Here is a 25,349-nt window from a genome sequence, read left to right as displayed (position 1 = left end):
CCGATTGACCCAGCTTTTGATTCTTTTTTATAACGAATCGCTTGTTTTGATTAACAAATAAAGAAAATAAGGCGCACCGATGATCGCAACAATAATCCCTGCAGGCATTTCTCCATTGCCAGGCAATAGCCGACCAATCGTATCACTAACCAATAAAAGTAAACTCCCAAACAACGCCGCCAATGGCAATACCTGTTTTTGTTGCGTAAAACCACATTTGCGAGCAATATGTGGCGCAAGTAAACCTAAAAAATTAATTCCCCCTGTAACGGAAATCGCTGATGCCGCCAACATCACCGCTAACAGCAACGAAACGATTCGTTCTTTTTTCACAGCAATACCTACAGAAATAGCTGTTTCGTCCCCCAATTGTAAAATATCCAACAGACGATGACGCTTCATCGCAAAAAAGAACCCGATGACTAGCCAAGGCAACAAAGCGCCCACAAAGAACCAATTACTGCCCCAGATACTGCCTGCTTGCCACATTGTAACAAAACGGTACTTTTCAGTGTCAATTTTTGATGTAATTAATAAGGTGAGTGCTGAAATACCCGTACTCAAAATGACACCCGCTAAGACCATTCGAACTGGCGTCAATCCTAAACGATGATGATACGCAATTACCAAAATCCCAACAGCCGCTAGCAAGCCGCCAACTAAGGCCACGAGCGGAAGTGCAAACGTCGTGATACTTGTCGTCTCAACAAAACTAATAAACAAAATCACTGCCAAACCCGCACCCGCATTAATGCCTAAAATCCCAGTATCTGCTAACGGATTCCGAGTAATCCCTTGAAGAATAGCGCCGCTTAAGCCTAAAGCTGCGCCCGCTAGGACCGCAAGCACAATCCGTGGTAACCGAAAATCCCAAACTAACAGTTGTTTGGCCTGACTTCCCTGTCCCAAAAGAAGGGCTTTTAAATCCATGAAGGAAACAGATAATTCCCCTTGCGTTAAACTGATACAAGCAGTTAGGATAATCCCAACTATTAAGATAGCCACCCAACGGGACACTTTTTTCTGTGTCATCCTAGTTGCCCTCCTTTACGAAATAAATAAAGAAAGAATGGGATGCCAATTAAGGCCGTGATAATCCCAAATGGTGTTTCAAAAGGCGGATTCACCATTCGAGCGATTAAATCTGCCACCAAAACGAGGAGCGCACCGCCTAACGCTGAGAACGGAATCAAGCGACGGTAATTTTCTCCAGAAACTGTTCGCATCACATGAGGCACCACCAAACCAACAAAACTGACCGAGCCAACCAGCGCCACAGACAATCCTGATAAAAGCAAAATCGTTATACTGGCAAACAACCGAATACGCTGCGGATTTCGCCCCAAACCAATTGTTGCATCATCGCCAAACCGTAAAATAGTCACCGACGGACTAATCAGAATTGCTAATGCAAATGCGCCCAGAAAGATAGGAACGACTATTTTTAATTGTGCCCAAGAAATAACGCTGACACCGCCAAGAAACCAAAACGTTAACTCTTGACTCAAATTGAACTGAATGGCTAAGAATTGACTAAATGATAAAAAAAGGGCACTAATACCAGCCCCCACCAAGGTCAGACGCATGGGGCTTGCTCCTCGAATTGAATGATTAGAAAGATAATAAATCAGTGCCACACTCACGCTGGCACCAAGAAAAGAAACAACTAAAAGCCACCAATAACTTGCCTGAGGGAGGAAAGCAAAAACAAGCGCTAAGCCCAAGCCAGCCCCAGCATTGATACCCAGCAAGCCAGAATCTGCCAATGGGTTTTGTGTAATCCCTTGCGCTAACGCCCCACTCACTGCTAAACTTGCTCCCACAAAAGCGGCCCCTAAAATCCGCGGCAACCGAACCGTTTGGATGACTTGATGCGCTTGATTGGTCGCATCGAAGTGCGTAAATGATTCAATAATCGTTTGAATCGAAACCGACGTCGCACCAAACATCAATGACAGAAGCATTGTCCCAATTAGCAAAAAAAGACAGACAAGTAACACTTGCCATTGGTGTCTATAAAATCCGCTTATGCCTTTCATCCATCCAGCTCCATTTCCATCAACTCATAAGAAAGCACTAGTGGCCGCTGTGTCTGACTATGATAACTAATTTCTGCTTGAATAGCGAAAACATCTGCTAAGCCAGTAACAGTAATCACTTCTTGCGGTGTTCCCTCATTGATAATCTTTCCCTCTTTCATCGCAATCACGCGATCAGAAAAACGAGAAGCTAAATTAATATCATGAATCGTCATCACGATGGTTTTCTGATGTTCTTGATTAATTCGTTTTAACACATTTAAAATTTCTAGCTGATGCGCTGGATCCAAATAGGTGGTCGGTTCATCTAAAATTAAAATATCTGTATCCTGCACTAGCGCCATAGCAATCCAAACCCGTTGACGTTGTCCACCTGATAAAATTGCCACAGACTCTCTAGCTAACTCAGTTAAGCCTGTTAATTCTAATGCCCATTGTATGTACTCTTGATCTTCTGTGGTGACACTTTTCCAGCCCGATTGATATGGATACCGCCCGAAAGAGACGAGGTCAAAAACAGATAAATCGATTGTATTTTCTGGCGTTTGTGATAAGATCGCTAGTTCTTGAGCCACTTCTTTTGAAGAAAAATGTTGAAGTTCTTGGTTCTTAATGAACACCTTGCCTTTCTCAGCTGGCAAAATACGCGCAAGTGTTTTTAACAAGGTCGATTTGCCACAACCATTTGGTCCAATAATACTTGTAATAGTTCCCGCTTCAAATGAACAGTTCAGCGCTTCACTAATCACTTGACGACCATATCCTGTAGTTAAGTCCTCTGCCTCTAAATAATTCATAACCATTCCTCTTTAATTTTTCTGTCGTTATTTTACATTTATTGAGAATCGTTCTCACTCATTGTTCCTTGATTATAAAAGACCCTTCCTTAAAAAGCAATGTTTCTTCCAATCAAAAAAACGAATTATCTAAAAAATGCAACTTATTTGCTCAAAAAAGCAAGCGATGATTGACAAACGGTCGTTTTTAACTGATAATGAGAATCGTTATCAACTAAAAATAAAGGAGTTACACAATGAAACTTTTAAAAAAGACGGTCCTAATTGGTACAACCCTTCTTCTTGGTTCATTCTTACTCGCAGCTTGTGGTAATACGAATAAAGAAGCCAACAACGCTGACAAAACACATGAAGTAACAGATACCTTAGGCAATAAAGTAACCGTCCCCGCGAAACCCAAACGGATTATTGCGAGCTATTTAGAAGATTATCTAGTTGCATTAGGAGAAAAACCAGTGGCACAATGGACAGTTGGACAAGGCAGCATTCAAGATTATTTAGCGAAAGAATTGAAAGATGTCCCCACTATTTCCTATGACTTGCCATATGAAGCGGTTCTAAAATTTGAACCTGACTTATTATTAATCAGTTCATCTGCTCTAGTTGAAGGCGGTAAATACAAAGAATACAGTAAAATAGCGCCAACTTATGTGGTCAAAAATGGCGAAAATGTCACCTGGCGTGATCAATTGGAAGATATTGCCACTGTTTTAGATAAAAAAGAACAAGCGAAAAAAGTGTTAGAAGATTATGATACCTTAACCAAAGGTGTCCAAGAAGACCTTGGCAAAAAAGATGCTGGCAAATCTGCGGCAGTCTTATGGGTAACCAACAACCAAGTCTTTATGGTTAGCGATAATCGCTCAAGCGGAACCGTGCTCTATCAGGACTTAGGCCTCCAAGTTCCAAAATTAGTGGAAGAAATTTCTAAAAATGCTACTGCGGATTGGAATCAAGTTTCTTTAGAAAAATTAGCTGAGCTTGACGCAGACCACATTTTCCTTGTAAACAGCGATGAATCAGCACCTCTTTTCCAAGAAGCAATTTGGAAGAACTTACCTGCTGTGAAAAATAACCAAGTTCATACCTATGATAAAAAAAGTAGTTGGTTATACAACGGACCTATTGCGAATACTCAAATTGTTGAAGATGTAAAAAAAGCGCTCTTAAATTAAAAAAATGCTTGGATGAAAATAATCATCCAAGCATTTTTTTAATTAGCAATTGCCGTTTCTAAACCAACTTCAATCATTTCATTAAACGTCGTTTGGCGTTCTTCTGCCGTTGTTTCTTCGCCTGTCACCAAGCTATCACTCACCGTCATAATCGCCAATGCTTCTACATCAAATTTTGCTGCTAAATAATATAACATTGCCGCTTCCATTTCAATCGCTAATACCCCGTATCGACCTAAACGAAAGACATCATCTAAGCTATCTTTGTAAAAAACATCATCTGACAATACATTACCAACATGGGTAGTAAAGCCTTTTGCTTTGGCAATTTCGTAAGATTTGAGTAAAAGGTCGAAGCTCGCAATTTGTGGAAAATCATATTTAGGAAAATCATTGCGAATCGCGGAAGAAGGCGTCGCTGCTGCTTGTGCGATAACTAATTCACGAACGTTGACTTTTTCTGAAATAGAACCACACGTACCAACACGAATCAACTTCTTCACATCATAAGAGTTAATTAACTCATGGGCATAAATACCTGCTGAAGGCATCCCCATCCCTGTTCCTTGGACCGAAACACGCTGTCCCTTATATGTTCCTGTGTAACCTAACATCCCACGAACTTGATTATAGCAGACAGGATTCTCCAAAAAAGTTTCCGCAATATATTTTGCTCGGAGGGGATCCCCTGGTAGTAAAATTTTATCGGCAATTTCACCTGGTTTTGCTTCGATATGCACACTCATTCTGGTTTACTCCTTTTTTATAAAGCTGCTAGTGTTGCTTTCACTAACTCTTTGAATTGTCCTTTAACGCGTTCAGTTGTTTCAACTACTTCTGCATGATTTAAGCTACTTTGCATACCAGCTGCTAAATTCGTAATACAAGAGATGCCTAGTACTTTCATGCCACTATGAACAGCTACAATGACCTCCGAAACAGTTGACATGCCAACTGCATCCGCACCCATCGTCCGTGACATCCGAATTTCTGCAGGCGTTTCATATGTCGGGCCAGAAAAGCCCATATACACGCCTTCTTTTAAATCAATATTTTGTTCCGCAGCCACTTTTTTTGCCACTTCCCGATATTCTTGCGTGTAAGCATGACTCATATCTGGAAAACGCGGCCCGATTTCTTCATCATTTTCACCAATTAACGGATTATCGCCTGTAAAATTAATGTGGTCATTGATTAACATCAAATTCCCTGGTGTATATGTTTCATTTACGCCACCAGCTGCATTGGTTACAATCATTGAATGAATGCCTAAAGCAGCCATCACACGAACGGGATAAGTGACCGTTTGCATCGAATGTCCTTCATAATAATGAAAACGTCCTTGCATCGCCAAAACTTTTTTTCCAGAAAGCGTTCCGTAAACTAATTGTCCAGCATGTCCAACGACTGTTGAAACAGAAAAATGGGGAATTTCAGAGAAAGGAATAGCAATCGCATCGGTTATTTCATTAGCTAATTCACCTAACCCAGAACCTAAGATTAGACCGAAGTCTGCTTGTTGCACCCCTTTTTCTTTCAAAAACTCAGTTGTTTCGTTTAAATGGTTCGTTAACGTTGTCATGTGTTGCCTCCTCGAATTATTGTAATTGATTTAAAAAGCTTTGACCGTTTTCCGTTGCAGGAACTTCAAAGTTTTCAGCAATCGTTGCTGAAATATCTGAATAAAATCCTTGTGGCAAGCTGCCTTGTTTTGTCATTTTTTTACTATAAGCCAATAAAGGCACATATTCACGTGTGTGGTCTGTTCCTGGGAAAGTTGGGTCATTCCCGTGATCTGCTGTAATTAAAAGCAAATCATCTTCGGCCATAGCTGCCATAATCTCTGGCAAACGACCATCAAAATCTTCGATGGCTTTTGCATAGCCCTTCACATCACGACGGTGGCCATACAGCGCATCGAAATCCACTAAGTTAGTAAAACTTAAACCTGTGAAATCTTTGTTCATGACCGTTAATAATTGATCCACCCCATCCATATTGCTCTTCGTGCGGATAGCTTCAGTAATTCCTTGTCCATTAAAGATGTCGTTAATTTTCCCAACAGCGATCACATCATTGCCGTTTTCTTTCAACGAATCTAAAACAGTATGGCCAAAAGGATCTAAAGCATAGTCATGACGGTTACTGGTTCGAGTGAAATTACCTGGTTCACCAACATACGGGCGAGCGATAATCCGACCAATCATATAAGGTTCGTCTTTCGTAATGTCACGAACATATTGACAAATTTTATACAATTCTTCTAATGGAATAATGTCTTCATGCGCCGCAATTTGTAAAACAGGGTCTGCTGAAGTATAAACGATTAGATCCCCTGTTTTCATTTGATGTTCGCCATAATCATCAATGACCGCTGTCCCGCTATATGGTTTGTTACAAACAACTTTTCGCCCAGAAAAATCTTCAATTTGTTTCAGCAATTCTTCAGGAAAGCCGTTTGGGAATACCCGAAAAGGTTTTTTGATGTTCAAGCCCATAATTTCCCAGTGACCGGTCATAGTATCTTTTCCAACAGAAATTTCTTCTAATTTGGTGGCATAGCCATCGTGGTCTGCCACTGCTTTGACACCTGTTAAAGGAGCAATAGTTCCCAATCCAAGTTTTTCTAAATGAGGAATGGTTAGTCCCGCTTCTTTGGCAATATGACCCAGTGTATCACTGCCGACATCTCCAAATTTTTCAGCATCTGGTGCTTCACCAATACCGACTGAATCTAGTACGATTAAATGAACACGTTTAAACACACTTGCTTCCTCCTCTAAGGTCGTAAATACGTCAAGAATGACAATTATTTTACGCTAGCCTTTTAAATAGTCTCGAGAATCAAACAGAATAATCTATTTATTCTCAGCTCTTCAATTATACCATGAATCCGCTATTATTGCGTGTTTAAGACTGGCTTATATTTTAGAAAAAGCAACTTTTTCTAAAATATAAAGAAATAATTACACTAAAAAAGCCCCAGGCTGTTCCCTAGAGCATTGCTGAGATTCCTTCAATTTTCTTCTTAAAAATGAACGCATAAAATCCTTTTGTCATTGTAATATTCCTACAAGAACTGCTTCAAACTAATTGTTTGTCTTTGAAAGGCTTCTTTTACTTTATTACCAAACTGTCCTTTAAGAGCCGTTCCTAGTTGTTGCTGCCTTGTCCCAAAACTTGTTGCTGCTTCGACGACTAGCTTGCGATGCCTTTGATTTGCCTGATTCTTCTCCTGAGCAACCCGTTGTTGCATTGCTACTCCTACAGAACGAACATTGGCTTTATCTGCACTTCTAGCTAACTCCTTTAACAACCGTTGAATCATTTCGTCCACTAAATTACCTCTTTTCATTGCTTCGTTTTTGATACTCACTTCGATAAGTTTGTTCTAAATCCTCTATTTTATGGTTTATTTTTCGTCGTTCTAACTGAATCGTTTCTTGAAACTGTTCAATTATTGTTGAATAGTCCCTTTTCGCTCGATGCAAAGGTTCTCCGTCTAGCGCCAAGCTATTTAAGGCACTTCTTAAACGTTGCTCAGCTTCCATTACCATTTGTTCTCCGTGCGACTGTGCTCGTCGTAAATCGTCACTTTGTTCTTCTAATCCTTGCCGTTCTCTGCGATAATTCGCTTGTAATTCATCCAATGTCATTTTTTGCTCCTATCTAAATTGATTAGCCAGTTCGCTATCGCGGGCAACGATTTCTGCTAATTTGGCGGTGATTTCCCGTTCTAAAGCATCAAAGGTGGCGCTTTTTTCTTTGGCTTGTTGAATACGCAGTTCATGGGTTTCTTTTGGTTGAAACACCTGACTTTGCTTGGTGACACCCACACTAGCTAAGGCTTCCATAATTTCAGCTTCAGTTAACATCTGAACGGAATTTCTAGCCGCACGAAGTCCTACTTCCCAATTTTGCTCCAAGGTTCGAATCGCTTTTTGATGAATGCGAATCACTCGTTCCATGGCATATTTTGCATTGCGAGCTGCTGTTTGAACCACAGCTCTGGCTTGGGCATCCTCTAAATAAATTTGTTGACTACTTGATAAACCGCTACCATTTTTCAGTAACTTTTTCTTCAAAATTTGTAAATTTGCCAATTCACTGGCAAAAACTGTCATGGCTTTTCGCTCTTGTCCTTGAAGGCTCGCTTCTAAATTGTGTTCATTATCAGGAATAACTAAATAGCCGTCTGCATCAAAGAGCCAATTGGCTAAATCATGAGACTTCAACGGATTTTGTAAGCCTATTTGCAAAGCCACTTTGATTTCGGCGCCGGTGCCATTGCCCATTAAATTACCTACAATATCCGCCTGATTGCGATAATTGGTTAACCAGCCAGGATTTTCAGCGACCCACTTTTTAGCAGCTGGTGTCAACACCTCATAGGGATCTGGCCCATTAAAACCGACATTTTTCCATTGATTTTCCGCGGCAATATACAACGCTAAATATTCCCCTAAAGAATGTCCGGTAGTAGAAAAAGTGGCCTCGCTGTATTCTTGTTTGACTGCCTCAGCAAAAGCCACCGCCGAACTCAGTTGCCCAGCCAAACGTTGCGGACTCCGTGCATTGGAAAAACCAGGAGATGCCGTTTTGTCCCAAAAACCACCAATCGTGCGCAAGTCCGTTTCCACATCTTTCCAATCACCAGGATTGGTGCCAGCATAACTAATCACAATTTGCGACAAATCAGGAACCCCTTGCTTATCTAAAGGAGCCACAGCCATCGCTTGCATCCCATCCGTCTGAGAATTCTCTTGGATTTTGAGGATTTGGAATTCAGTACCACCAAGACTATGAATAACATTCTCTTTTATTGTAGGAGAATATTTCTTATCTTTTGGATCCAGCCAATAAACAGCACCACTTATTTTATTATAACTTTTGTCTGTTATACTCAAATTGGCTCCTCCTGTCCATTAGAAAATGTCACTCTAACAACATTTTTAGTTATTCCTTTTTTCTGAACTTCTCTGTCGACGACTCCATAATCATCAATTTCATTACTATTTTTTACAAATCCATAATCAAAATAAGCAGTGCTACCAGTAGTATTTTTCAACGTCACAACAATCCTGTACGATCCCGTCATAGTATTAAATCCTGTTCGTTCAATCTCTACCTCTGCTATATCCGCAAAGGTATTTTTCAATACTTTCACTGATTGTTTCTCTACTGCTAGTAAATCTTGTTCTTTTTGTTCTGCCCGTTTGTCCATAAATACTTTCCCTCCAATGCCAATTAGGATGATTCCTAAAATCAATAAAATACCTACTCTAATTCCTTTTTTATTCATAGCTCCTCCTTTTATTTATTCATAGTTAATTGCTTAACCTATGTATCTTCATCTGATATTTATGTTTGACACAACAGCCATCGCTTGCATCCCATCCGTCTGAGAATTCTCTTGGATTTTGAGGATTTGGAATTTTAAATTTCCAAATTTACGTATTCTTCCTTCTTTAATACTCGGTGTATATCTTTTATGCTTAGGGTCTAGCCAATAAACTCTATCACTTAATTGATTATAGTCTTGGTCAGTTATCATTAAATCAACTCCTCCTTCCCATTAGTGTATGTTACTTTTACTGAAGTAGTTGTGACTCCTTCTTTTTGTACCGCTTCATATTCTACTCCATAATCTCCCAATTCATTCCTCTCTTTCCAAAATCCATAATCAAATTTTACAGAGTCGTTATTCTTATTAAACATTGTCACATACATTCCATACGACCCTGTCATTTCGTTTTTTCCTGCTTCATGGAATTTGACTTCCTTAATATCCGCAAAGGTATTTTTCAGTACTTTCACTGATTGTTTCTCTACTGCTAGTAAATCTTGTTCTTTTTGTTCTGCCCGTTTGTCCATAAATACTTTCCCTCCAATGCCGATTAGGATAATTCCTAACACCAATAAAATACCTACTCTAATTCCTTTTTTATTCATGACTCCTCCTTTCTTTATTTAGAATCGAGACTTTGATAGCGTTTTACTTTTTAGTTTAACATAGCAAAAAGAAATGAATTTTCAATTTCTTGTACTTCACTAGAAAAAATTGAGAAAATAAGTACTAGGAAAAGTTCTCTCGCTAAAGTTGTTTGAAGAACAATCAAAAAAACTGCCCGTTATTTTACAACGGACAGTTTTAAATCTATTTCGTTTTGACGTAATTTTTCCCGTTCGCTTTTGGTCCCGATGATTTTCCGAAGAACACAACTAGGACTAAAATGGTCAATACGTATGGTGCTGCTTGTAGATAAACTTTTGGAATTTCTGAAATAATTGGTAAGTTTTCCCCAGCAATACTTAAGTTTTGTGCAAAGCCAAAGAATAAGGCTGCGCCCATTGCCCCAAGTGGATTCCATTTACCAAAGATCATTGCGGCCATTGAAATAAACCCTTGTCCTGCAATTGTGGTAATCCCAAAACGACCCGCAATACTTTGAGCAAAGACAGCTCCGCCCATACCGCCTAAGAAGCCGGATAGCAAGACGCCAGAATAACGCATTAAATAGACATTGATTCCCAATGTATCTGCCGCTTGTGGATGTTCTCCCACAGAACGTAACCGTAAGCCAAAACGTGTTTTATAAATGACAAACCAAGCTAAAATCGCAATCAAAATTGCTACGAAAGCTGGCAAAGAGGTTTTTGCAAAGAATAGTTCACCAATCACTGGAATTTTTGACAATCCTGGGAAAGAAAAATAGCCAAATGATTGTGTAATCATATCTGTTTGTCCTTTTTGATAAATAACTTTTACTAGGAAAACCCCTAGCGCCGGTGCCATCAAGTTAATGACAGTACCACTGATAATATGATCTGCTCGTAAGTTAATGGTTGCAACGGCATGTAAGAGAGAAAAGACAATCCCGACAACGCCTCCTACTAAACAAGCAATCCATGGTGTCGCCGCGCCAAATGTATCAGCAAACGTCAAGTTAAAAACGACCGAACTGAAAGCGCCCATTACCATAATACCTTCCAAGCCAACGTTAACCACACCACTTCGTTCTGAGAACGTTCCGCCTAATGCTGTCAAGATGAGCGGAGTTGCATACACTAATGTTTGCGTGATGATTGAGGAAATTGTTGCTAAATCCATTAGATGTCTCCCCCCTCTTGATTGTTTTTGTCTGGCGCCGCTTCAATTGTTTCTACAATCGCTACTTCTTTTTTACTACCAGACGCTTTTGCTAACAAGAAACGAATTAAATAACTAATTCCCACAAAGAAAATAATTGCTGCAATAACAACATCAACTAATTCGGTTGGTACACCAGCTATCAACGGCATTCCTTGTCCACCAAGTTTTAACATTCCAAACAGTAATGCGGAAAGTAAAATCCCGATTGAGCTACCTGCTCCTAATAGAGACACGGCCATACCATCGAACCCAATGCTCAACGATGTGTTTTGAATAAAGAAGTTTTGGAAAGTCCCCAATCCTTGGACCGCACCACCTAAACCAGCCAGCGTTCCTGAAATCATCATGGATAAAATAATCGTTCGCTTGCTGCTCATTCCAGCATATTCAGAAGCAAATGGGTTTAACCCCACCGACCGAATTTCAAAACCAAGCGTTGTTTTTTTCATCAAGAACCATACAAGAATAAGGAAAATGAAGGCCAAGAAAATGCCGATGTTCAAACGAGAGCCATCACTGATATTTGTTAAAAACGGTGAGCGTAATGATGCATTCGCACCAATCATTTTGGTGATCCCTTTGTTCGCCATAATACTTGGTTTCATGACATTATTAGCAATATGATTTCCTGTGTACAATAAAATATAATTCAACATAATCGTAACAATAACTTCACTCGTCCCAAAATAGGCACGCAAGAAACCTGGAATGGCTGCTGCTAAAGCTCCTGCAACCGCGCCAACAATAATCGCCACCGGCAACGCAATCATCCGGGGTGCATCAGGCATGGATAAAGCGACCCAAATACTAGCCACCCAACCACATAAGGCTTGTCCAGAAAGCCCGATATTAAAGAATCCAGCCGAATTTGCCACCGAGAATCCTAAAGCGGTAAAAATCAACGGTGCTGCGGTGACAAAAATCTCACCAATACTTTTCTTTCCTTGGAAAGCTGTTTCAAACATCGCTTGATACCCAGCCACTGGGTCATAGCCAAAGATAACCATAATAATTGCCCCTAAGAGGAAACCCATAATAACAGATAACACAGGGACTAAAATATTTCTTATTTTTTCAGAACGATTATTCAACAGTTTCACCTGCCTCTACTTTTGATAACTCAGCACGGGCTTCTTCCAATGAGTAGCCAGCCATTAACAAGCCCAATTCATTTTCTGTCGTTTCTTTCGGATCAACAATTCCGACGATTTCCCCCGCATGAATAACAGCGATACGATCAGAAACATTTAAAATTTCATCTAATTCAAAACTTACTAATAAAACAGCTTTATTTTTATCTCTTTGTTCAATTAGTCGACGATGAATGTATTCAATAGCTCCGACATCTAAACCGCGTGTTGGTTGAGAAACAATCAACAAATCTGGATCGCGGTCAACTTCTCGGGCAATAATCGCTTTTTGCTGATTCCCACCTGAAAGCGCCCGAGCTGGTACTAATTCATTAGGAGTCCGTACATCATATTCTTCAATTAATTCACGGGCGTGTTTGTTAATCATTCGATAGTTTAAAATACCTGTTGAACTGTATGGTTTTTGGTAATACGTTTGTAGGCCAATATTTTCAGCCAATGTCATCTCTAATACTAAGCCATATTTATGTCGGTCTTCAGGAACGTGGGCGACACCCATTTCCGTAATTTCCCGAGGTTTGCGATTAGTAATCTCTTTTTCATTCAAATGAATGGACCCGTTTTCGACTTTGGTTAATCCTGCTAAGGCTTGGATTAATTCTGTTTGTCCATTGCCATCAATCCCCGCAATTCCAACAACTTCCCCTGCTCGGACATCTAAGCTAAGATTTTTCACTGCATCTAAGCCGCGGCTTTCTTTCACTACTAAATCTTTAATTGATAAAATTGTTTCTTTCGGTTGCGCTGGTTTTTTCTCTGTTTTGAAGGAAACAGAACGACCCACCATCATATCGGCTAACTGTTGCGAAGAAACATCTTTCACATTGACGGTGCCAATACTTTGCCCCCGGCGAATGACCGTACAACGGTCTGCTACTTTTTTAATTTCATCTAACTTATGTGTAATTAAAATGATCGATTTGCCTTCATCGGTTAGTTCTTTCAAAATAATCATTAATTCATCAATTTCTTGTGGCGTTAATACTGCGGTTGGTTCGTCAAAAATTAAAACGTTCGCACCACGATATAAGGTCTTTAAAATTTCAACCCGTTGTTGCATACCTACAGAAATATCGCGAATATAGGCATTGGGATTTACATCCAACCCGTATTGCTTAGACACTTCTTCAATCTCTTTTTTCGCTTTTTTCCGGTCTAAAATACCGCCATGGGTAGGTTCGCTACCTAAGATAATATTTTCAGTCACAGTAAAGGCTTCAACTAACATAAAATGCTGATGGACCATTCCGATTCCTAAACGATTGGCTGCAGTAGGACTTGTAATGTTGACTTTTTCGCCATTCATATAAATCTCACCTGAGGTCGGTTCCAATAGCCCTGATAAGATATTCATCAAGGTCGACTTGCCTGCACCATTTTCACCTAGCAGTGCGTGGATTTCACCAGGTTTTACTTGTAAATCAATTTGGTCGTTGGCTTTGAACGTCCCAAATTCTTTGGTGATTTTACGCATCTCAATTACGTTTTCTTCTTGAGACAAGGTCTATTCACTTCCTAACAAAATTATATTGGCAATACTTTAGAGGGTAATTTTGACCCTTAACTAAGTAGTTGAAGAACCTCAACTATTTAGTTAAAAATCCAAACATCATAAAGGGTTTCCTTGGCAGCCGTCGCTGCCAAGGACCACTTTATTTTTAGAAGGAACAATAATGAGCCCTTCTTTTTTCATTTAGGAGCTTAAATTATTCTGGTTTTTCTGGGACTTTTACGTCACCTGAGATTACTTTATCTTTTGCTGTTTTAACAGCTTCTTTTGTTTTGTCGTTTAAATAGCCGTCTGTTAAGTCAACGCCACCATCTTTTAATCCATAAACTAAATGTTCGCCACCAGGGAATTTGTCTTCTAACGCACGGTTGGCAATATCTTGAACCGCTGTGCCGACACCTTTAAGCGTTGAAGTTAACGTGAAGTTGTCTTCTTTGCCGTCTTTTGTTTTGTACTTGCCATCAGCATCTTGATCGCGGTCAACACCGATTACCCAAACTTTGTCGCCAGAACCTGATTCATTCAAGTCTTTTGCTTCTTGGAAGACCCCTTGTCCAGTCGCACCAGAAGCATGGAAGATGATATCAACGCCGTTTTGGTACATTGCAGCAGCTAAAGCTTTCCCTTTGGCAGGATCAGCAAATGAAGCCGCATATTTTGTATCAACAGTAATTTCTTTACCTAATTCTTTCGCAGCATCAGCCACACCTTTTTCAAAACCAGCTTGGAAACGGTCAATTACGACCCCTTCTTCACCACCAACAAAACCGACTTTGTTCGTTTTTGTTTCGTTTGCAGCAGCAACACCGGCTAAGTAAGCTGCTTCATTATCTCTAAATGTTGCAGAAACGACATTCTTTTTGCCATCGATTTGATCATCGATTAAAACAAAGTTTGTATCAGGGTTGGCATCTGCTGCAGAAGAAATTGCATCTTTTAGCAAGTAGCCAATACCAAAGATTGTGTTGAATTTACTTGATACCGCTTGGTCAATATTCGTTGTATAGTCAGCTGCATCATTCGATTGAATATATGCATACCCTTTTGAACCTTCTGGTAAATCATGTTCTTTACCCCAAGCTTGCAATCCTTCCCAAGAAGATTGGTTAAACGACTTGTCATCCACGCCGCCTGTATCTGTAATGATTACAGCACTATGCGCTGCATCCCCTTTGCCACCGCCGCTTTCAGCGGTTTTACCTTTGCCACCACCACATGCTGCAAGTGAAACTGATAAACCTAATGCAATCAAACTAAAACCGAATAATTTTGCTTTTTTCATTTCTGTAAAGCCTCCTAAAAATAGTTTAATGTATTTAAACAACTAAGTTGTTTCTAAGGTTGGTCTGGGACTTTTACGTCACCAGAGATGATTTGTTCTTTGGCTTCTTTAACTGCCGTTTTGGCTTGATCGCTTAGGGCTTCTGTTGTTAAATCAACACCGCCATCTTTCAATCCATAAGTTAAATGTTCGCCGCCAGGGAATTTATCTTCTAATGCAAGATCAGAGATTTTTTTCACAGCAATATTTACACCTTTAATGGTTGAAGCTAACGTTAAGTTATCATCCTTGCCATCTTTGGTTGTATATTTACCGTCTTCGTTTTGGTCACGGTCAACACCAATCACCCAAACTTTATCTTTTGAACCTGTTTCATTTAGCGCTTTGGCTTCTTGGAAGATTCCTTGTCCTGTAGTCGCCGCTGCGTGATAAATAATGTCGGCACCTGCTTGATACATAGAAGAAGCTAAGGCCCGTCCTTTTGAAGCGTCTGCAAATGTCCCTGCATAAGTAGACGTAATTTGAATATCTTTGCCTAATTTTTTGCCAGCGTCTGCTACACCTTTTTCAAAACCAGCTTGGAAACGGCCAATAACAGGTCCTTCAACCCCGCCGATAAATCCTACTTTGTTGGTTTTCGTAGTGTTAGCTGCTGCCACACCTGCTAAATACGCAGATTCATTATCTCTAAATGTTGCAGAAGCGACGTTGTTTTTCCCATTAACTGTATCGTCGATTAGAACGAAATTCGTTTCTGGGTTGGCGTCCGCTGCATCTACTACTGCATTTTTTAGTAAATAGCCAATGCCAAAAATCGTTTTAAATTGACTTGAAATGGCTTGGTCAATGTTTGATGTATAATCAGATGCTTCATTTGATTGAATATACGCATACCCTTGAGGTCCTTCTGGAAGTTTGTGCTCTTTGCCCCACTCTTGCATTCCTTCCCACGCAGATTGGTTAAAAGATTTGTCATCAATGCCGGCTGTATCTGTGACCATTACGACACTATGTTGTGGATCACCTTTTGTGTTGGCGTTCTTTTTGCTATTGCCGCCACATGCAGCTAACCCAATGGTTAAGGCAACTGCTGCCAATCCTAGACCTAAAAATTTTGCTTGTTTCACTTTCCGAAAAGCCCCCTACTATTTTATCTATTATTTCATTCGCATTTATGCTATTGAAATCTACTTTGAGCCCAACGAAACCTTATGTCCTTTTTTTAAAAATCTTTATCTGTAAATGAATAGGGCAATAATGCCTCAACTGTCATTGTTTTAGTCGCGCCATCTTTACCAACTAGCGTGACCGGCATTTGTGGATCAAAGAATTCAGCCATTACTTGACGACAAGCGCCACATGGAGAAATGGGTGCCTCTGTATTACCTGCTACAACTAAATGTTGGAAGGTCCGTTCATCTTCTGAAATGGCTTTAAAAATCGCCGTTCTTTCTGCACAATTTGTTAAACCAAAGGAGGCATTTTCAATGTTGACTCCTTGATACATTTTCCCGTCTGTAGTCACTAAGCAAGCGCCCACAGGAAAGTTAGAATACGGTACATAGGCGTGTGCCAATGCTTCTACGGCACAATCAAGCCATTCTTGTTTTACTGTCATCTTTTTCGCCACACCTTCGTTTAATTTGAAATACGAATTAATACCCTTCGCCAGTTGCGCCAGAAACAATTGCTACACCCGTACTTGCACCGATGCGTGTTGCCCCAGCTTCAATCATTGCTAACGCTTCTTCTGCATTATGCACGCCACCAGAAGCCTTAACGCCCATGTCAGGACCAACTGTCTCACGCATTAAACGAATGTCTGCTACTTTAGCGCCGCCTGTTGAGAAGCCAGTAGATGTTTTAACGAAATCGGCCCCTGCTTCTTTGGCTAATTCACAAGCTTTAACTTTTTCTTCGTCTGTTAATAATGCTGTTTCAATAATCACTTTGACTAACGCTTTTCCTTTGGCTGCATCTACTACGCCTTGAATGTCTTGACGTACGTAATCGTATTGTTGTGATTTTAATGCACCAATATTAATCACCATATCCACTTCATTCGCACCATTTTTAATTGCATCAGCTGCTTCGTATGCTTTAACTTCTGGTGTATTTGCCCCCAAAGGAAAGCCAATAACGGTACACACAGCGACGTCGGTATCTGCTAATTGCTCGCTAGCAAAAGCGACCCAACAAGGATTGATACATACAGAGAAAAAGTTGTACTCCTTAGCTTCGTCAATAATTTTTTGGACAGCGGCTTCTGTCGCTTCAGGTTTCAAAATAGTGTGGTCAATCATGCGGTTTAATTCCATGATGAGAATTCCTCTTTTCTTTTTGTTTTATTCCGTAATAATATCGTGAATCAAAATAGGCTCTTCGCCGGTTGGTCCAATTTCAATGTTTTTATAAAGCAATTGTTCAACTTCTGTCACGTCTTCACGATTGGCGTAAATGGTCAATAATGATTCGCCTTTTTCAACTGGGCTCCCTACTTTTTTGTGAAGTTTCAAGCCAACTGCAAAATCAATCGTATCTTCTTTCGTAGCCCGACCAGCGCCCAGCAACATTGCGGCAACGCCAATTTCATTGGCAACGATTTTTTGTACCACGCCTGTTTCTTTGGCAGGTAAATCAAATTGATAAGTTGCGGTTAATAATTTTTCTGGCTGGTCAACAACGGAACTGTCGCCGCCTTGATTTTCAATCATTTCTTTAAATTTTGCGAGCGCTCGACCGCTCGTTAATGCTTCTTCTAATAAAGCCCGTGCTTCGTCTAACGTCTCGGCTTTTTTAGCTAAAACGACCATCTGACTTCCTAAGACATAGCACATCTCCACTAAATCTTCTGGCCCATTTCCTTGCAAGGTCTCGATTGCTTCAACGATTTCTAAACTATTTCCGATGGCCTCCCCTAAAGGTTGTGACATGTCTGAAATTACTGCCATCGTTTGGCGATTTGCCAGTTTTCCAATGCGAACCATTGTTTCCGCTAATCGACGAGCACTTGCTAGGTCTTTCATAAAGGCCCCTTCACCAGTAGTCACGTCTAAGACAATCGCATCTGCCCCTGCGGCAATTTTTTTACTCATAATGGAACTTGCAATTAATGGAATTGAGTCAACAGTGGCGGTCACATCACGTAACGCATAAAGTTTTTTGTCTGCTGGTGCTAGATCACCTGACTGACCAATCACTGCCACTTTTGTATCGTTCACCAATTGAATAAAACGTTCTTCTGTCAATTCAACTTTAAAACCAGGAATCGCTTCTAATTTATCCAACGTACCGCCCGTGTAGCCTAAGCCACGACCAGACATTTTTGCTACATTGACCCCGACACTAGCAACTAATGGCGCTAAAATAAGCGTCGTAGTGTCGCCTACGCCACCTGTAGAATGCTTGTCGACTTTGATTCCTTCTATAGAAGAAAGATCCACAATTTCGCCTGAATGGACCATTGCTAACGTCATTTGTGTAATTTCTTCGTCTGTCATATCTTGGTAAAAAACAGCCATTAAAAAGGCACTTACCTGATAATCTGGAATTGAACCATCTGTGTATCCGTTGATAATAAATTGAATTTCTTCGCTTGTTAGTTGATGCCCGTCACGTTTCTTTTCAATAATGTCTACCATTCTCATGAATTCGTTCCCTCCGATTTCCCGATAATGTATTATACAACAAAATCGTTCAGCTTTAAACCATTTAGTAAACCAGTTTACTATTATTTTTTTCTTGTGAAAACGCAAACAACACGAACATTCCATTTCTAAGCTGTTTTTTAAATCGGTTTTGTGCTTTTTCTAGCAATAAACGTCGCATCAAAAACTTTATTTGGAACTTTCCCTGTTGGATCTGCAATAGCTTCCACCAAAAATTTTGCTGCATAATAGCCAATATCAAAACTCGGCTGATAGACGGTTGTTAAACTCGGCACCAAATATTCGGAAATTTCCAAGCCATCAAAGCCAACCACCGAAATATCGTCAGGAATTTTCTTGCCCGCTTCTTCAATGGCTTGATAAGCTCCCATCGCCATTTCATCATTGCCACAAAAAATTGCTGTGATTTCTTCATTTTTCAAAACTTCTTTCGCCGCAGCATAGCCGCCATGCAAGTTCAATTCCCCAGCACAAACATAATGCGGACGAAAAGGTAAATTATTGTCCTGTAACGCATGCTGATACGCCGTCACTCGTTCCGTCAAACGATAATAGCCGGCACTTTCACGCAACATGCCAATATGCTGATGCCCTTGTTGAATCAAATGATGGACCGCTTGATAAGCACCTTCGTACTCTTTAACGATTAATCGTCCACTATCTCGTGGATTAATCCCACGATCGACAAGAATGACAGGAATCGGATGTTCTCGTCGGTCTTTTAAAATATGATTTTCTGGCAAAACATTCGGCGTGGCAAAAATAATGCCATCCACCGACCGATGAATCAACTCGCTAACATATTGCATCGCTTGCTCGGAATCATGCTTTGAATTGCATAACAAAATCATGTAGCCTAACGAATTTAAATATGTTTCCACACCTTCAATCACTTTTGAGAAAAAGAAATCCGTCACATCTGGCACAATCATACCAATGGTTTTGGAATGACGGTTGATTACATTCGAAGCAAAGTAATCTGGTTTGTAATGATTTTCAGCGACTACCGCCAACACCTTGTTGCGGGTTTTTTCACTGAAACGACTCCCTTTATTATTCAGAATTTGTGAGACGGTTGTGACAGAAACACCAGCCATATCAGCAATTTCTTTAATCGTTAGTTTCATCGCGCCCCTCCCAACGTCTCCTTTTGCATTGACAGACATTTGTAGACGTGTTACAGTCTTCAAAATACTTATCGAATCTTTTACATTTTAACAAAAAAAAGACAAAAGAAATAGACTAAAAAGATTAAAAAACAAAAGAAAATGGAGGCTATTTTTTTCATGGAAGAATCCCGTGTCCGTCAATTACCAAAAATCGAGCTGCACTGTCACTTAGATGGGTCGATTCGACCAACCACTTTACGCACCATTGCTGAAAAACAAAACATTCCATTACCCCAAGACGAACAAGCCTTGAAAGAGTTAGTGGTTGCCCCTGAAAAATGCACCGATTTGAATGATTATTTAACTCGGTTTGACTTCGTGCTAACCTGTCTACAAACAGCTGAAGCTTTGCAAGCAGCTGCGTATGACGTGATTAGCCAAGCTGCCGAAGATGGCGTAGCTTACATAGAGGTGCGTTTTGCGCCTTCCCAACATACAGAAAAAGGCTTGCGGTTACCTGAAATCGTGACTGCTGTTTTAACTGGCTTAAAACAAGGCGAAGAAGATTTTGGTGTAAAAAGCAATGCACTGTTATGCGGCATGCGGCATGATCAACAACAAGCCATAGAAAAAATCGTTCACTTAGCGCATGATTTCAGAGAGACAGGCGTTGTCGGCTTTGATTTAGCTGGCAATGAAGTCGATTTCCCTCCATACACATTTGAAGACGTATTAGCTTTAGCCAACCAATTGTCAATTCCATTAACACTCCACGCTGGGGAATGCGGCTGTGGCAAAAATGTCGCTGATGCTGTCACTTTAGGTGCTACTCGGATTGGTCACGGTATTGCTTTGAAAGATACACCCGAATATTTGGCGCTCTTAAAAGAAAAAAAGGTTCTTTTAGAAATGTGTCCAACTAGCAACTTCCAAACAGGAACCGTCAAAACATTGGCTGAATACCCTTTTCAACAATTTATAGAGGCTGGCTTAGCCGTCTGCATCAATACCGATAATCGAACTGTTTCAGATACTACGTTAACGAAAGAATTCATGAAATTGGCCACTTGGTATCAATTAAGTTATGACGAAATGAAGCAACTCACTAAAAATGCGCTTGCAGGTGCTTTTTTATCGCCAGACGAAAAAAAACTGTTGAACCAAAAAATTGATCAAGCGTATCTATTCTAAAAAAGAACCGCCACTAAAGTGGCGGTTCTTTTTTACTCTGCTTCTTTAACACTTCGTAAAATATAATAGCCTTTGTCTTTTGTCACAATTTCAACATTGCCAAATACTTCAGCCATTTTCTTTTCTGCACTAGGTGCACCTTGTTTCTTTTGAATAACCACCGTTAGTGTGCCACCAACTTTCAACAACGGAAAAGCCCCTGTTAAAATGCCATGGACAACTTTTTTGCCTGCACGAATGGGCGGATTGCTAACAATCGCCGCGTAGGTCGTTTCGTTTAAGGTTTCATACACATTGGAAGAATGGATATCCACAGTAGTAATTTGGTTGCGTTGGGCGTTCATTTGAGCTAGCCCAACCGCCCGTTGGTTGACATCCACCATTTCCACCAGTCGACCAGTCGCCGCTGCTAAGGACAACCCAATTGGTCCATAGCCACAACCAACATCTAACAAACGGCCTGCTGGTAAATTTTCCCATTCAAAGGCATCAATCAACACACGAGAACCATAATCCACTGTTCCTCTTGAGAAGACCCCGCTATCGGTCGTAAACTGAAAGGTCCGACCACGTAATGGAAAAGACCAGCTTTCTAAATCATGTGCTAATTCTGGATTTTCTGTATAATAATGATTCGCCATTTTGTTCTTCCTATCTATGCTTGTTTTGGTTTTAGTCTACCTTTTATTTCTCGAACAATCAAGGCACCTAATAATTCATAGCCCACTTGTGAAAAATGCAAACCATCCGCTTGTAAAAATTCATCCGTTCCAGGATAAACAGTCATCGCTTTATACAAATCAATAACTGGCAAGTTATGTGCCGCTCCGACTTCTTGTGCAACCTTGACCAATTCCTTGATACGCGTTTGTGGACGTTCTGGACGTCTGCCACTATCCGCATATGGTGGCGTAATTAAAATCACCTTTTCTGAACCAATTTCGTGAATCATTGTTTCAAGATTTTCTCTAAACGTGGTTACTGTTACCTTTCGATCCAGTGACGCATCATTGGCGCCAAAGAAAATCACCACCTCATCAGGTTTCTCAATCAGTACTTCTTTATTTAATCGTTTTAAACCATCCTCTGTTGTATCGCCAGGCATTCCAGCATTAATGACAGCCACTTCTTCTAGACCCATCGCAGCAATATCCCGTTTTACTAAGTCAACAAGAACAGGTGAGACAGCTTCGTCTAAATAACCAGCAGTAATGCTATCACCAAATAATACAATTTTTCTCATGGCTTTTCCCCTCTTTTCTAACAGTTTTCTCTTTTCATGATACCATTTTCATCATAAATTGGCGAAGAAGGGAATTCTTTTGTAAAATCCTGTGTTTCCCTTGTGAAATTATGGTAAAATGTACAAAGATTGAACAGGGTTTGGTGGAGGAACAATGGACGATAAAATGAATTACTACCCAATTTCCAGAGAAGAATGGCATGGGTTTTATCATGACGGCAAAGCACCGTTAACCGAAGCAGAATTGGATAACATTAAAAGTGTGAACGACCAAATTTCACTAAAAGATGTACAAGAAATTTATGTACCCTTAACGCATCTTATTCATTTGTACATGAAAGAATTTGAATCGCTAACACTTAGCAAAGGATTATTCCTACATGAATATGTCTCTGTACCACCATTCATCATTGGAATTGCCGGCAGTGTCGCCGTTGGTAAAAGCACCACCGCTCGTCTTTTGCAAAGAATTCTGGCCCGAACGTTTAAACGAAGAAACGTTCAACTCATTACAACGGATGGATTTTTGTATCCCAATAAAGTGTTAGAAGAACAAGGAATTATGGACCGAAAAGGGTTTCCTGAAAGTTATGACATGGAGAAGCTAATTAATTTCTTAAACGAAGTCAAAAGCGGCAAAGACGAAATTAAAGCACCCGTCTATTCTCACAGTGTCTACGATGTTATCGAAGGCGAATATGAGTTGATTCAACAACCAGATATTCTGATTGTTGAAGGCATTAACACCTTACAGTTACCCGCCAATCAACAAATTTATGTGAGTGATTTTTTTGATTTTTCTATTTTTGTGGATGCCGATCCAGCCTTAATTGAAAAATGGTACCTAGAACGTTTTGGGGCCTTATTAGATACGGCTTTCTTAGATCCTAATAATTATTATTACCAATATGCAATTGGCAAACGAGAAGATGCTTTCGCCATGGCACGGAATGTTTGGAAAACCGTGAACTTACCGAACTTGGAGGAATATATCTTGCCAACGCGCGGACGTGCGGACATTATTTTGCATAAAACGGAAAATCATTTGATTGACCAAATCTATCTACGTAAATATTAAGGGTTGACGAGCTAAGAAATATCCTGTATCTTTTGTAGAAATATCCTTGAAAATTTTCAGCAGAATGCATGACTTTCAAGGAGTAAAATGTTTTAATAAGTATAGCTAGACAAAGAAGAGTACGGAACAAAAGTGAACCACTTTTTAATCGCCTGATTCTCGGCTGTTTAAAAGTAGCCCCTGCGGAATTAAGCCAAAATTTTCTAAAAATCGTAAAACAATTTTTGAAAATCCTTTCTTAATTCTTGGTGCTGACCACTTTTTAACCGCCTTTTCTTTAGATAAATTTAAATGGATAAGGGGTAATAGACGTGACTAACGTTGCCGATTTGACATCTGTCGAAAAAATTATTGTTTTAGACTTTGGTAGTCAGTTTAACCAATTGATTACTCGTCGTATTCGTGAATTTGGCGTATTCTCTGAGTTATTAAGCCACCGAACTACGGCAGAAGAAATTCGCAAAATCGCGCCTAAAGGAATCATCTTCTCAGGTGGACCAAACAGCGTGTATGACAAAGATGCTTTTAGCATTGATCCAGAAATTTATGAGTTAGGAATTCCCATTCTTGGCATCTGCTACGGTATGCAATTAATGACTCATAACTTAGGCGGAAAAGTAGAACCTGCCGCAAACCGTGAATACGGAAAAGCAGAATTAGAAATCCTTGGTGATGCGACATTATTCCAAGGAACACCTGCGAAACAAACCGTTTGGATGAGCCACGGTGATTTAGTAACAGAAATCGCTCCTGGATTCGAAAAAGTTGGGACAAGCAATGATTGTCCAATCGCTTCTATCGAAGATGCCAACCGCAAATTCTACGGCGTACAATTTCACCCAGAAGTTCGTCATTCAGAATATGGTAACGACTTATTACGTCACTTTGCTTTTGATGTGTGTGGCTGTACTGGTGACTGGAGCATGGAAAACTTCATCGATATGGAAGTCGCTAAAATCCGTGAACAAGTAGGCGATAAAAAAGTCTTACTTGGTTTATCAGGTGGCGTTGACTCAAGTGTTGTCGGCGTGCTTTTACAAAAAGCCATTGGCGACCAATTAACTTGTATCTTCGTTGACCATGGATTATTACGTAAAGGTGAAGCAGAACAAGTAATGGAAAGTTTAGGCGGTAAATTTGGCTTAAACATTATTAAAGTAGATGCAAAAGAACGCTTCTTAAGCAAATTAGCAGGCGTTTCTGACCCTGAACAAAAACGTAAAATCATTGGTAACGAATTTGTGTATGTTTTTGATGACGAAGCAACTAAACTTGCTGGGGAAGAAGGCGTTTCATTCCTAGCACAAGGAACTCTTTACACAGACGTCATCGAATCTGGTACAGAAACTGCGCAAACAATTAAATCACATCACAATGTTGGTGGTCTTCCTGAAGACATGCAATTTGAATTAATTGAACCTTTAAATACATTATTCAAAGACGAAGTTCGTGCCTTAGGAACTGAACTTGGCATGCCTGATGCAATCGTTTGGCGCCAACCATTCCCAGGACCAGGATTAGGTATTCGTGTGCTTGGTGAAATTACAGAAGATAAATTACAAATCGTTCGTGATTCAGATGCTATCCTACGTGAAGAAATCGCAGCAGCTGGCTTAGATCGTGACATTTGGCAGTACTTTACTGTCTTACCTGGCATCCGCTCAGTAGGCGTTATGGGCGATGGCCGTACCTACGATTACACAGTCGGTATCCGTGCTGTGACTTCTATCGACGGCATGACCGCTGACTTTGCCCGTATCCCTTGGGATGTTTTACAAAAAATCTCTGTGCGCATCGTGAACGAAGTTGCACATGTAAACCGTATCGTGTACGATATTACTTCAAAACCACCTGCAACTGTGGAGTGGGAATAACAATCAACCCGCTAGAAAACCTATTTTATAGGTGTTTCTAGCGGTTTTTTTTATTGATCACCGTTTGGTCACACTTTCC

26 protein-coding genes and 1 pseudogene are annotated in these 25,349 nt (G+C 40.2%); 4 read left to right on the top strand and 23 right to left on the bottom strand.

From position 1 onward, the window contains the following. Positions 1–27: 27 nt before the first annotated feature. The 3 genes from IGM04_RS00680 to IGM04_RS00670 are packed head-to-tail and all read right to left on the bottom strand — an operon-like array spanning position 28 to position 2,842. Complete coding sequence (locus IGM04_RS00680) at positions 28–1,032, bottom strand: FecCD family ABC transporter permease (RefSeq protein WP_002392918.1); 1,005 nt, start codon at positions 1,030–1,032, stop codon at positions 28–30. Further along, positions 1,029–2,039, bottom strand: coding sequence for a FecCD family ABC transporter permease (locus IGM04_RS00675; RefSeq protein ID WP_086317580.1), 1,011 nt, complete (start codon positions 2,037–2,039; stop codon positions 1,029–1,031). Before IGM04_RS00675 ends, IGM04_RS00680 begins: the two co-directional genes overlap by 4 nt. Continuing rightward, complete coding sequence (locus tag IGM04_RS00670) at positions 2,036–2,842, bottom strand: ABC transporter ATP-binding protein (protein WP_002356183.1); 807 nt, start codon at positions 2,840–2,842, stop codon at positions 2,036–2,038. The genes IGM04_RS00675 and IGM04_RS00670 overlap by 4 nt, the downstream gene beginning before the upstream one ends. A gap of 230 nt (positions 2,843–3,072) precedes the next feature. Between IGM04_RS00670 and IGM04_RS00665 the strand changes: the two genes are divergently transcribed. After that, complete coding sequence (locus tag IGM04_RS00665) at positions 3,073–4,011, top strand: iron-hydroxamate ABC transporter substrate-binding protein (protein WP_002361532.1); 939 nt, start codon at positions 3,073–3,075, stop codon at positions 4,009–4,011. A 38-nt stretch (positions 4,012–4,049) separates the two neighbouring features. Here the strand turns inward: IGM04_RS00665 and deoD are convergent, their stop codons facing one another. From deoD to IGM04_RS00575, 18 genes and pseudogenes are all read right to left on the bottom strand, one after another. Then, entirely contained in the window at positions 4,050–4,757 is a 708-nt protein-coding gene (gene deoD / locus IGM04_RS00660) for a purine-nucleoside phosphorylase (RefSeq protein ID WP_002359338.1), read from the bottom strand. A 17-nt stretch (positions 4,758–4,774) separates the two neighbouring features. After that, positions 4,775–5,593: a purine-nucleoside phosphorylase gene (locus IGM04_RS00655; protein ID WP_002356180.1), complete on the bottom strand. Its 819-nt coding sequence runs from the start codon at positions 5,591–5,593 to the stop codon at positions 4,775–4,777. Between the two features lie 16 nt (positions 5,594–5,609). Continuing rightward, positions 5,610–6,776, bottom strand: coding sequence for a phosphopentomutase (gene deoB / locus IGM04_RS00650; RefSeq protein ID WP_002356179.1), 1,167 nt, complete (start codon positions 6,774–6,776; stop codon positions 5,610–5,612). Between the two features lie 305 nt (positions 6,777–7,081). Continuing rightward, on the bottom strand, positions 7,082–7,366 hold the full coding sequence (locus IGM04_RS00645; RefSeq protein WP_002385430.1) for a hypothetical protein: 285 nt from the start codon (positions 7,364–7,366) through the stop codon (positions 7,082–7,084). After that, positions 7,353–7,667: a hypothetical protein gene (locus IGM04_RS00640; protein WP_086317579.1), complete on the bottom strand. Its 315-nt coding sequence runs from the start codon at positions 7,665–7,667 to the stop codon at positions 7,353–7,355. The genes IGM04_RS00645 and IGM04_RS00640 overlap by 14 nt, the downstream gene beginning before the upstream one ends. Positions 7,668–7,676: 9 nt before the next feature. Beyond that, the gene (locus tag IGM04_RS00635; protein WP_086317578.1) at positions 7,677–8,918 is read right to left on the bottom strand and encodes a lipase; all 1,242 of its coding nucleotides are present in this window, start codon (positions 8,916–8,918) and stop codon (positions 7,677–7,679) included. Further along, a complete protein-coding gene (locus IGM04_RS00630; RefSeq protein ID WP_002356175.1) occupies positions 8,915–9,313 on the bottom strand; it encodes a hypothetical protein in 399 nt (132 codons plus the stop codon). Before IGM04_RS00630 ends, IGM04_RS00635 begins: the two co-directional genes overlap by 4 nt. Positions 9,314–9,385: 72 nt before the next feature. Further along, positions 9,386–9,565: pseudogene (locus IGM04_RS00625) on the bottom strand (hypothetical protein); the annotation flags it as partial. Then, positions 9,565–9,963 (bottom strand): hypothetical protein, encoded by a 399-nt coding sequence (locus IGM04_RS00620; protein ID WP_086317577.1) that lies wholly within the window; start codon positions 9,961–9,963, stop codon positions 9,565–9,567. The pseudogene IGM04_RS00625 and the gene IGM04_RS00620, both read right to left, overlap by 1 nt. A gap of 205 nt (positions 9,964–10,168) precedes the next feature. Next, positions 10,169–11,122: an ABC transporter permease gene (locus IGM04_RS00615; protein WP_002356172.1), complete on the bottom strand. Its 954-nt coding sequence runs from the start codon at positions 11,120–11,122 to the stop codon at positions 10,169–10,171. Then, on the bottom strand, positions 11,122–12,255 hold the full coding sequence (locus IGM04_RS00610) for an ABC transporter permease (RefSeq protein ID WP_010710976.1): 1,134 nt from the start codon (positions 12,253–12,255) through the stop codon (positions 11,122–11,124). The genes IGM04_RS00615 and IGM04_RS00610 overlap by 1 nt, the downstream gene beginning before the upstream one ends. Further along, a complete protein-coding gene (locus IGM04_RS00605) occupies positions 12,248–13,816 on the bottom strand; it encodes an ABC transporter ATP-binding protein (RefSeq protein ID WP_002381361.1) in 1,569 nt (522 codons plus the stop codon). Before IGM04_RS00605 ends, IGM04_RS00610 begins: the two co-directional genes overlap by 8 nt. A 205-nt stretch (positions 13,817–14,021) precedes the next feature. After that, positions 14,022–15,107, bottom strand: a complete 1,086-nt coding sequence (locus IGM04_RS00600; RefSeq protein WP_002356169.1) for a BMP family lipoprotein — start codon at positions 15,105–15,107, stop codon at positions 14,022–14,024. Positions 15,108–15,160: 53 nt separating this feature from the next. After that, the gene (locus IGM04_RS00595; protein ID WP_002356168.1) at positions 15,161–16,234 is read right to left on the bottom strand and encodes a BMP family lipoprotein; all 1,074 of its coding nucleotides are present in this window, start codon (positions 16,232–16,234) and stop codon (positions 15,161–15,163) included. 95 nt (positions 16,235–16,329) lie between these two features. After that, positions 16,330–16,794 (bottom strand): cytidine deaminase, encoded by a 465-nt coding sequence (locus IGM04_RS00590; protein WP_002383839.1) that lies wholly within the window; start codon positions 16,792–16,794, stop codon positions 16,330–16,332. Beyond that, positions 16,763–17,425, bottom strand: a complete 663-nt coding sequence (deoC, locus tag IGM04_RS00585) for a deoxyribose-phosphate aldolase (protein ID WP_002356166.1) — start codon at positions 17,423–17,425, stop codon at positions 16,763–16,765. Before deoC ends, IGM04_RS00590 begins: the two co-directional genes overlap by 32 nt. 27 nt (positions 17,426–17,452) lie before the next feature. Further along, the gene (locus IGM04_RS00580; protein ID WP_002356165.1) at positions 17,453–18,754 is read right to left on the bottom strand and encodes a pyrimidine-nucleoside phosphorylase; all 1,302 of its coding nucleotides are present in this window, start codon (positions 18,752–18,754) and stop codon (positions 17,453–17,455) included. Positions 18,755–18,894: 140 nt separating this feature from the next. Then, positions 18,895–19,902 carry a substrate-binding domain-containing protein gene (locus IGM04_RS00575; RefSeq protein ID WP_002356164.1) on the bottom strand — a complete coding sequence of 336 codons (1,008 nt, stop codon included), beginning with the start codon at positions 19,900–19,902 and terminating at the stop codon, positions 18,895–18,897. 141 nt (positions 19,903–20,043) lie between these two features. Here IGM04_RS00575 and add point away from each other — a divergent pair, with 141 nt between their 5' ends. Next, the gene (add, locus tag IGM04_RS00570) at positions 20,044–21,075 is read left to right on the top strand and encodes an adenosine deaminase (RefSeq protein ID WP_002356163.1); all 1,032 of its coding nucleotides are present in this window, start codon (positions 20,044–20,046) and stop codon (positions 21,073–21,075) included. Positions 21,076–21,107: 32 nt separating this feature from the next. Here add and IGM04_RS00565 read toward each other — a convergent pair whose 3' ends face one another. Together IGM04_RS00565 and IGM04_RS00560 are read right to left on the bottom strand one after the other, a co-directional pair. Next, entirely contained in the window at positions 21,108–21,716 is a 609-nt protein-coding gene (locus tag IGM04_RS00565; RefSeq protein ID WP_002356162.1) for a class I SAM-dependent methyltransferase, read from the bottom strand. A 14-nt stretch (positions 21,717–21,730) separates the two neighbouring features. Next, entirely contained in the window at positions 21,731–22,318 is a 588-nt protein-coding gene (locus IGM04_RS00560; protein WP_010775502.1) for an SGNH/GDSL hydrolase family protein, read from the bottom strand. A gap of 154 nt (positions 22,319–22,472) precedes the next feature. Between IGM04_RS00560 and coaA the strand changes: the two genes are divergently transcribed. Together coaA and guaA are read left to right on the top strand one after the other, a co-directional pair. Next, a complete protein-coding gene (gene coaA, locus IGM04_RS00555) occupies positions 22,473–23,396 on the top strand; it encodes a type I pantothenate kinase (protein WP_002356160.1) in 924 nt (307 codons plus the stop codon). A gap of 311 nt (positions 23,397–23,707) precedes the next feature. Then, positions 23,708–25,270, top strand: coding sequence for a glutamine-hydrolyzing GMP synthase (gene guaA / locus IGM04_RS00550; protein ID WP_002356158.1), 1,563 nt, complete (start codon positions 23,708–23,710; stop codon positions 25,268–25,270). Positions 25,271–25,349: the final 79 nt, after the last annotated feature.

Source organism: Enterococcus sp. DIV2385, from assembly GCF_051711925.1.
Taxonomy (GTDB): Bacteria; Bacillota; Bacilli; order Lactobacillales; family Enterococcaceae; genus Enterococcus; species Enterococcus faecalis.
This window is presented reverse-complemented; position numbering and strand designations above follow the sequence as displayed.

Excerpts from the sequence above, each read along its gene's own strand:
- IGM04_RS00680 (WP_002392918.1), bottom strand. The coding sequence starts at position 1,032 with ATGACACAGAAAAAAGTGTCCCGTTGGGTGGCTATCTTAATAGTTGGG.
- IGM04_RS00675 (WP_086317580.1), bottom strand. The coding sequence starts at position 2,039 with ATGAAAGGCATAAGCGGATTTTATAGACACCAATGGCAAGTGTTACTT.
- IGM04_RS00670 (WP_002356183.1), bottom strand. The coding sequence starts at position 2,842 with ATGGTTATGAATTATTTAGAGGCAGAGGACTTAACTACAGGATATGGT.
- IGM04_RS00665 (WP_002361532.1), top strand. The coding sequence starts at position 3,073 with ATGAAACTTTTAAAAAAGACGGTCCTAATTGGTACAACCCTTCTTCTT.
- deoD (WP_002359338.1), bottom strand. The coding sequence starts at position 4,757 with ATGAGTGTGCATATCGAAGCAAAACCAGGTGAAATTGCCGATAAAATT.
- IGM04_RS00655 (WP_002356180.1), bottom strand. The coding sequence starts at position 5,593 with ATGACAACGTTAACGAACCATTTAAACGAAACAACTGAGTTTTTGAAA.
- IGM04_RS00645 (WP_002385430.1), bottom strand. The coding sequence starts at position 7,366 with ATGAAAAGAGGTAATTTAGTGGACGAAATGATTCAACGGTTGTTAAAG.
- IGM04_RS00640 (WP_086317579.1), bottom strand. The coding sequence starts at position 7,667 with ATGACATTGGATGAATTACAAGCGAATTATCGCAGAGAACGGCAAGGA.
- IGM04_RS00630 (WP_002356175.1), bottom strand. The coding sequence starts at position 9,313 with ATGAATAAAAAAGGAATTAGAGTAGGTATTTTATTGATTTTAGGAATC.
- IGM04_RS00620 (WP_086317577.1), bottom strand. The coding sequence starts at position 9,963 with ATGAATAAAAAAGGAATTAGAGTAGGTATTTTATTGGTGTTAGGAATT.
- IGM04_RS00615 (WP_002356172.1), bottom strand. The coding sequence starts at position 11,122 with ATGGATTTAGCAACAATTTCCTCAATCATCACGCAAACATTAGTGTAT.
- IGM04_RS00600 (WP_002356169.1), bottom strand. The coding sequence starts at position 15,107 with ATGAAAAAAGCAAAATTATTCGGTTTTAGTTTGATTGCATTAGGTTTA.
- deoC (WP_002356166.1), bottom strand. The coding sequence starts at position 17,425 with ATGGAATTAAACCGCATGATTGACCACACTATTTTGAAACCTGAAGCG.
- IGM04_RS00580 (WP_002356165.1), bottom strand. The coding sequence starts at position 18,754 with ATGAGAATGGTAGACATTATTGAAAAGAAACGTGACGGGCATCAACTA.
- IGM04_RS00575 (WP_002356164.1), bottom strand. The coding sequence starts at position 19,902 with ATGAAACTAACGATTAAAGAAATTGCTGATATGGCTGGTGTTTCTGTC.
- add (WP_002356163.1), top strand. The coding sequence starts at position 20,044 with ATGGAGGCTATTTTTTTCATGGAAGAATCCCGTGTCCGTCAATTACCA.
- IGM04_RS00565 (WP_002356162.1), bottom strand. The coding sequence starts at position 21,716 with ATGGCGAATCATTATTATACAGAAAATCCAGAATTAGCACATGATTTA.
- IGM04_RS00560 (WP_010775502.1), bottom strand. The coding sequence starts at position 22,318 with ATGAGAAAAATTGTATTATTTGGTGATAGCATTACTGCTGGTTATTTA.
- coaA (WP_002356160.1), top strand. The coding sequence starts at position 22,473 with ATGGACGATAAAATGAATTACTACCCAATTTCCAGAGAAGAATGGCAT.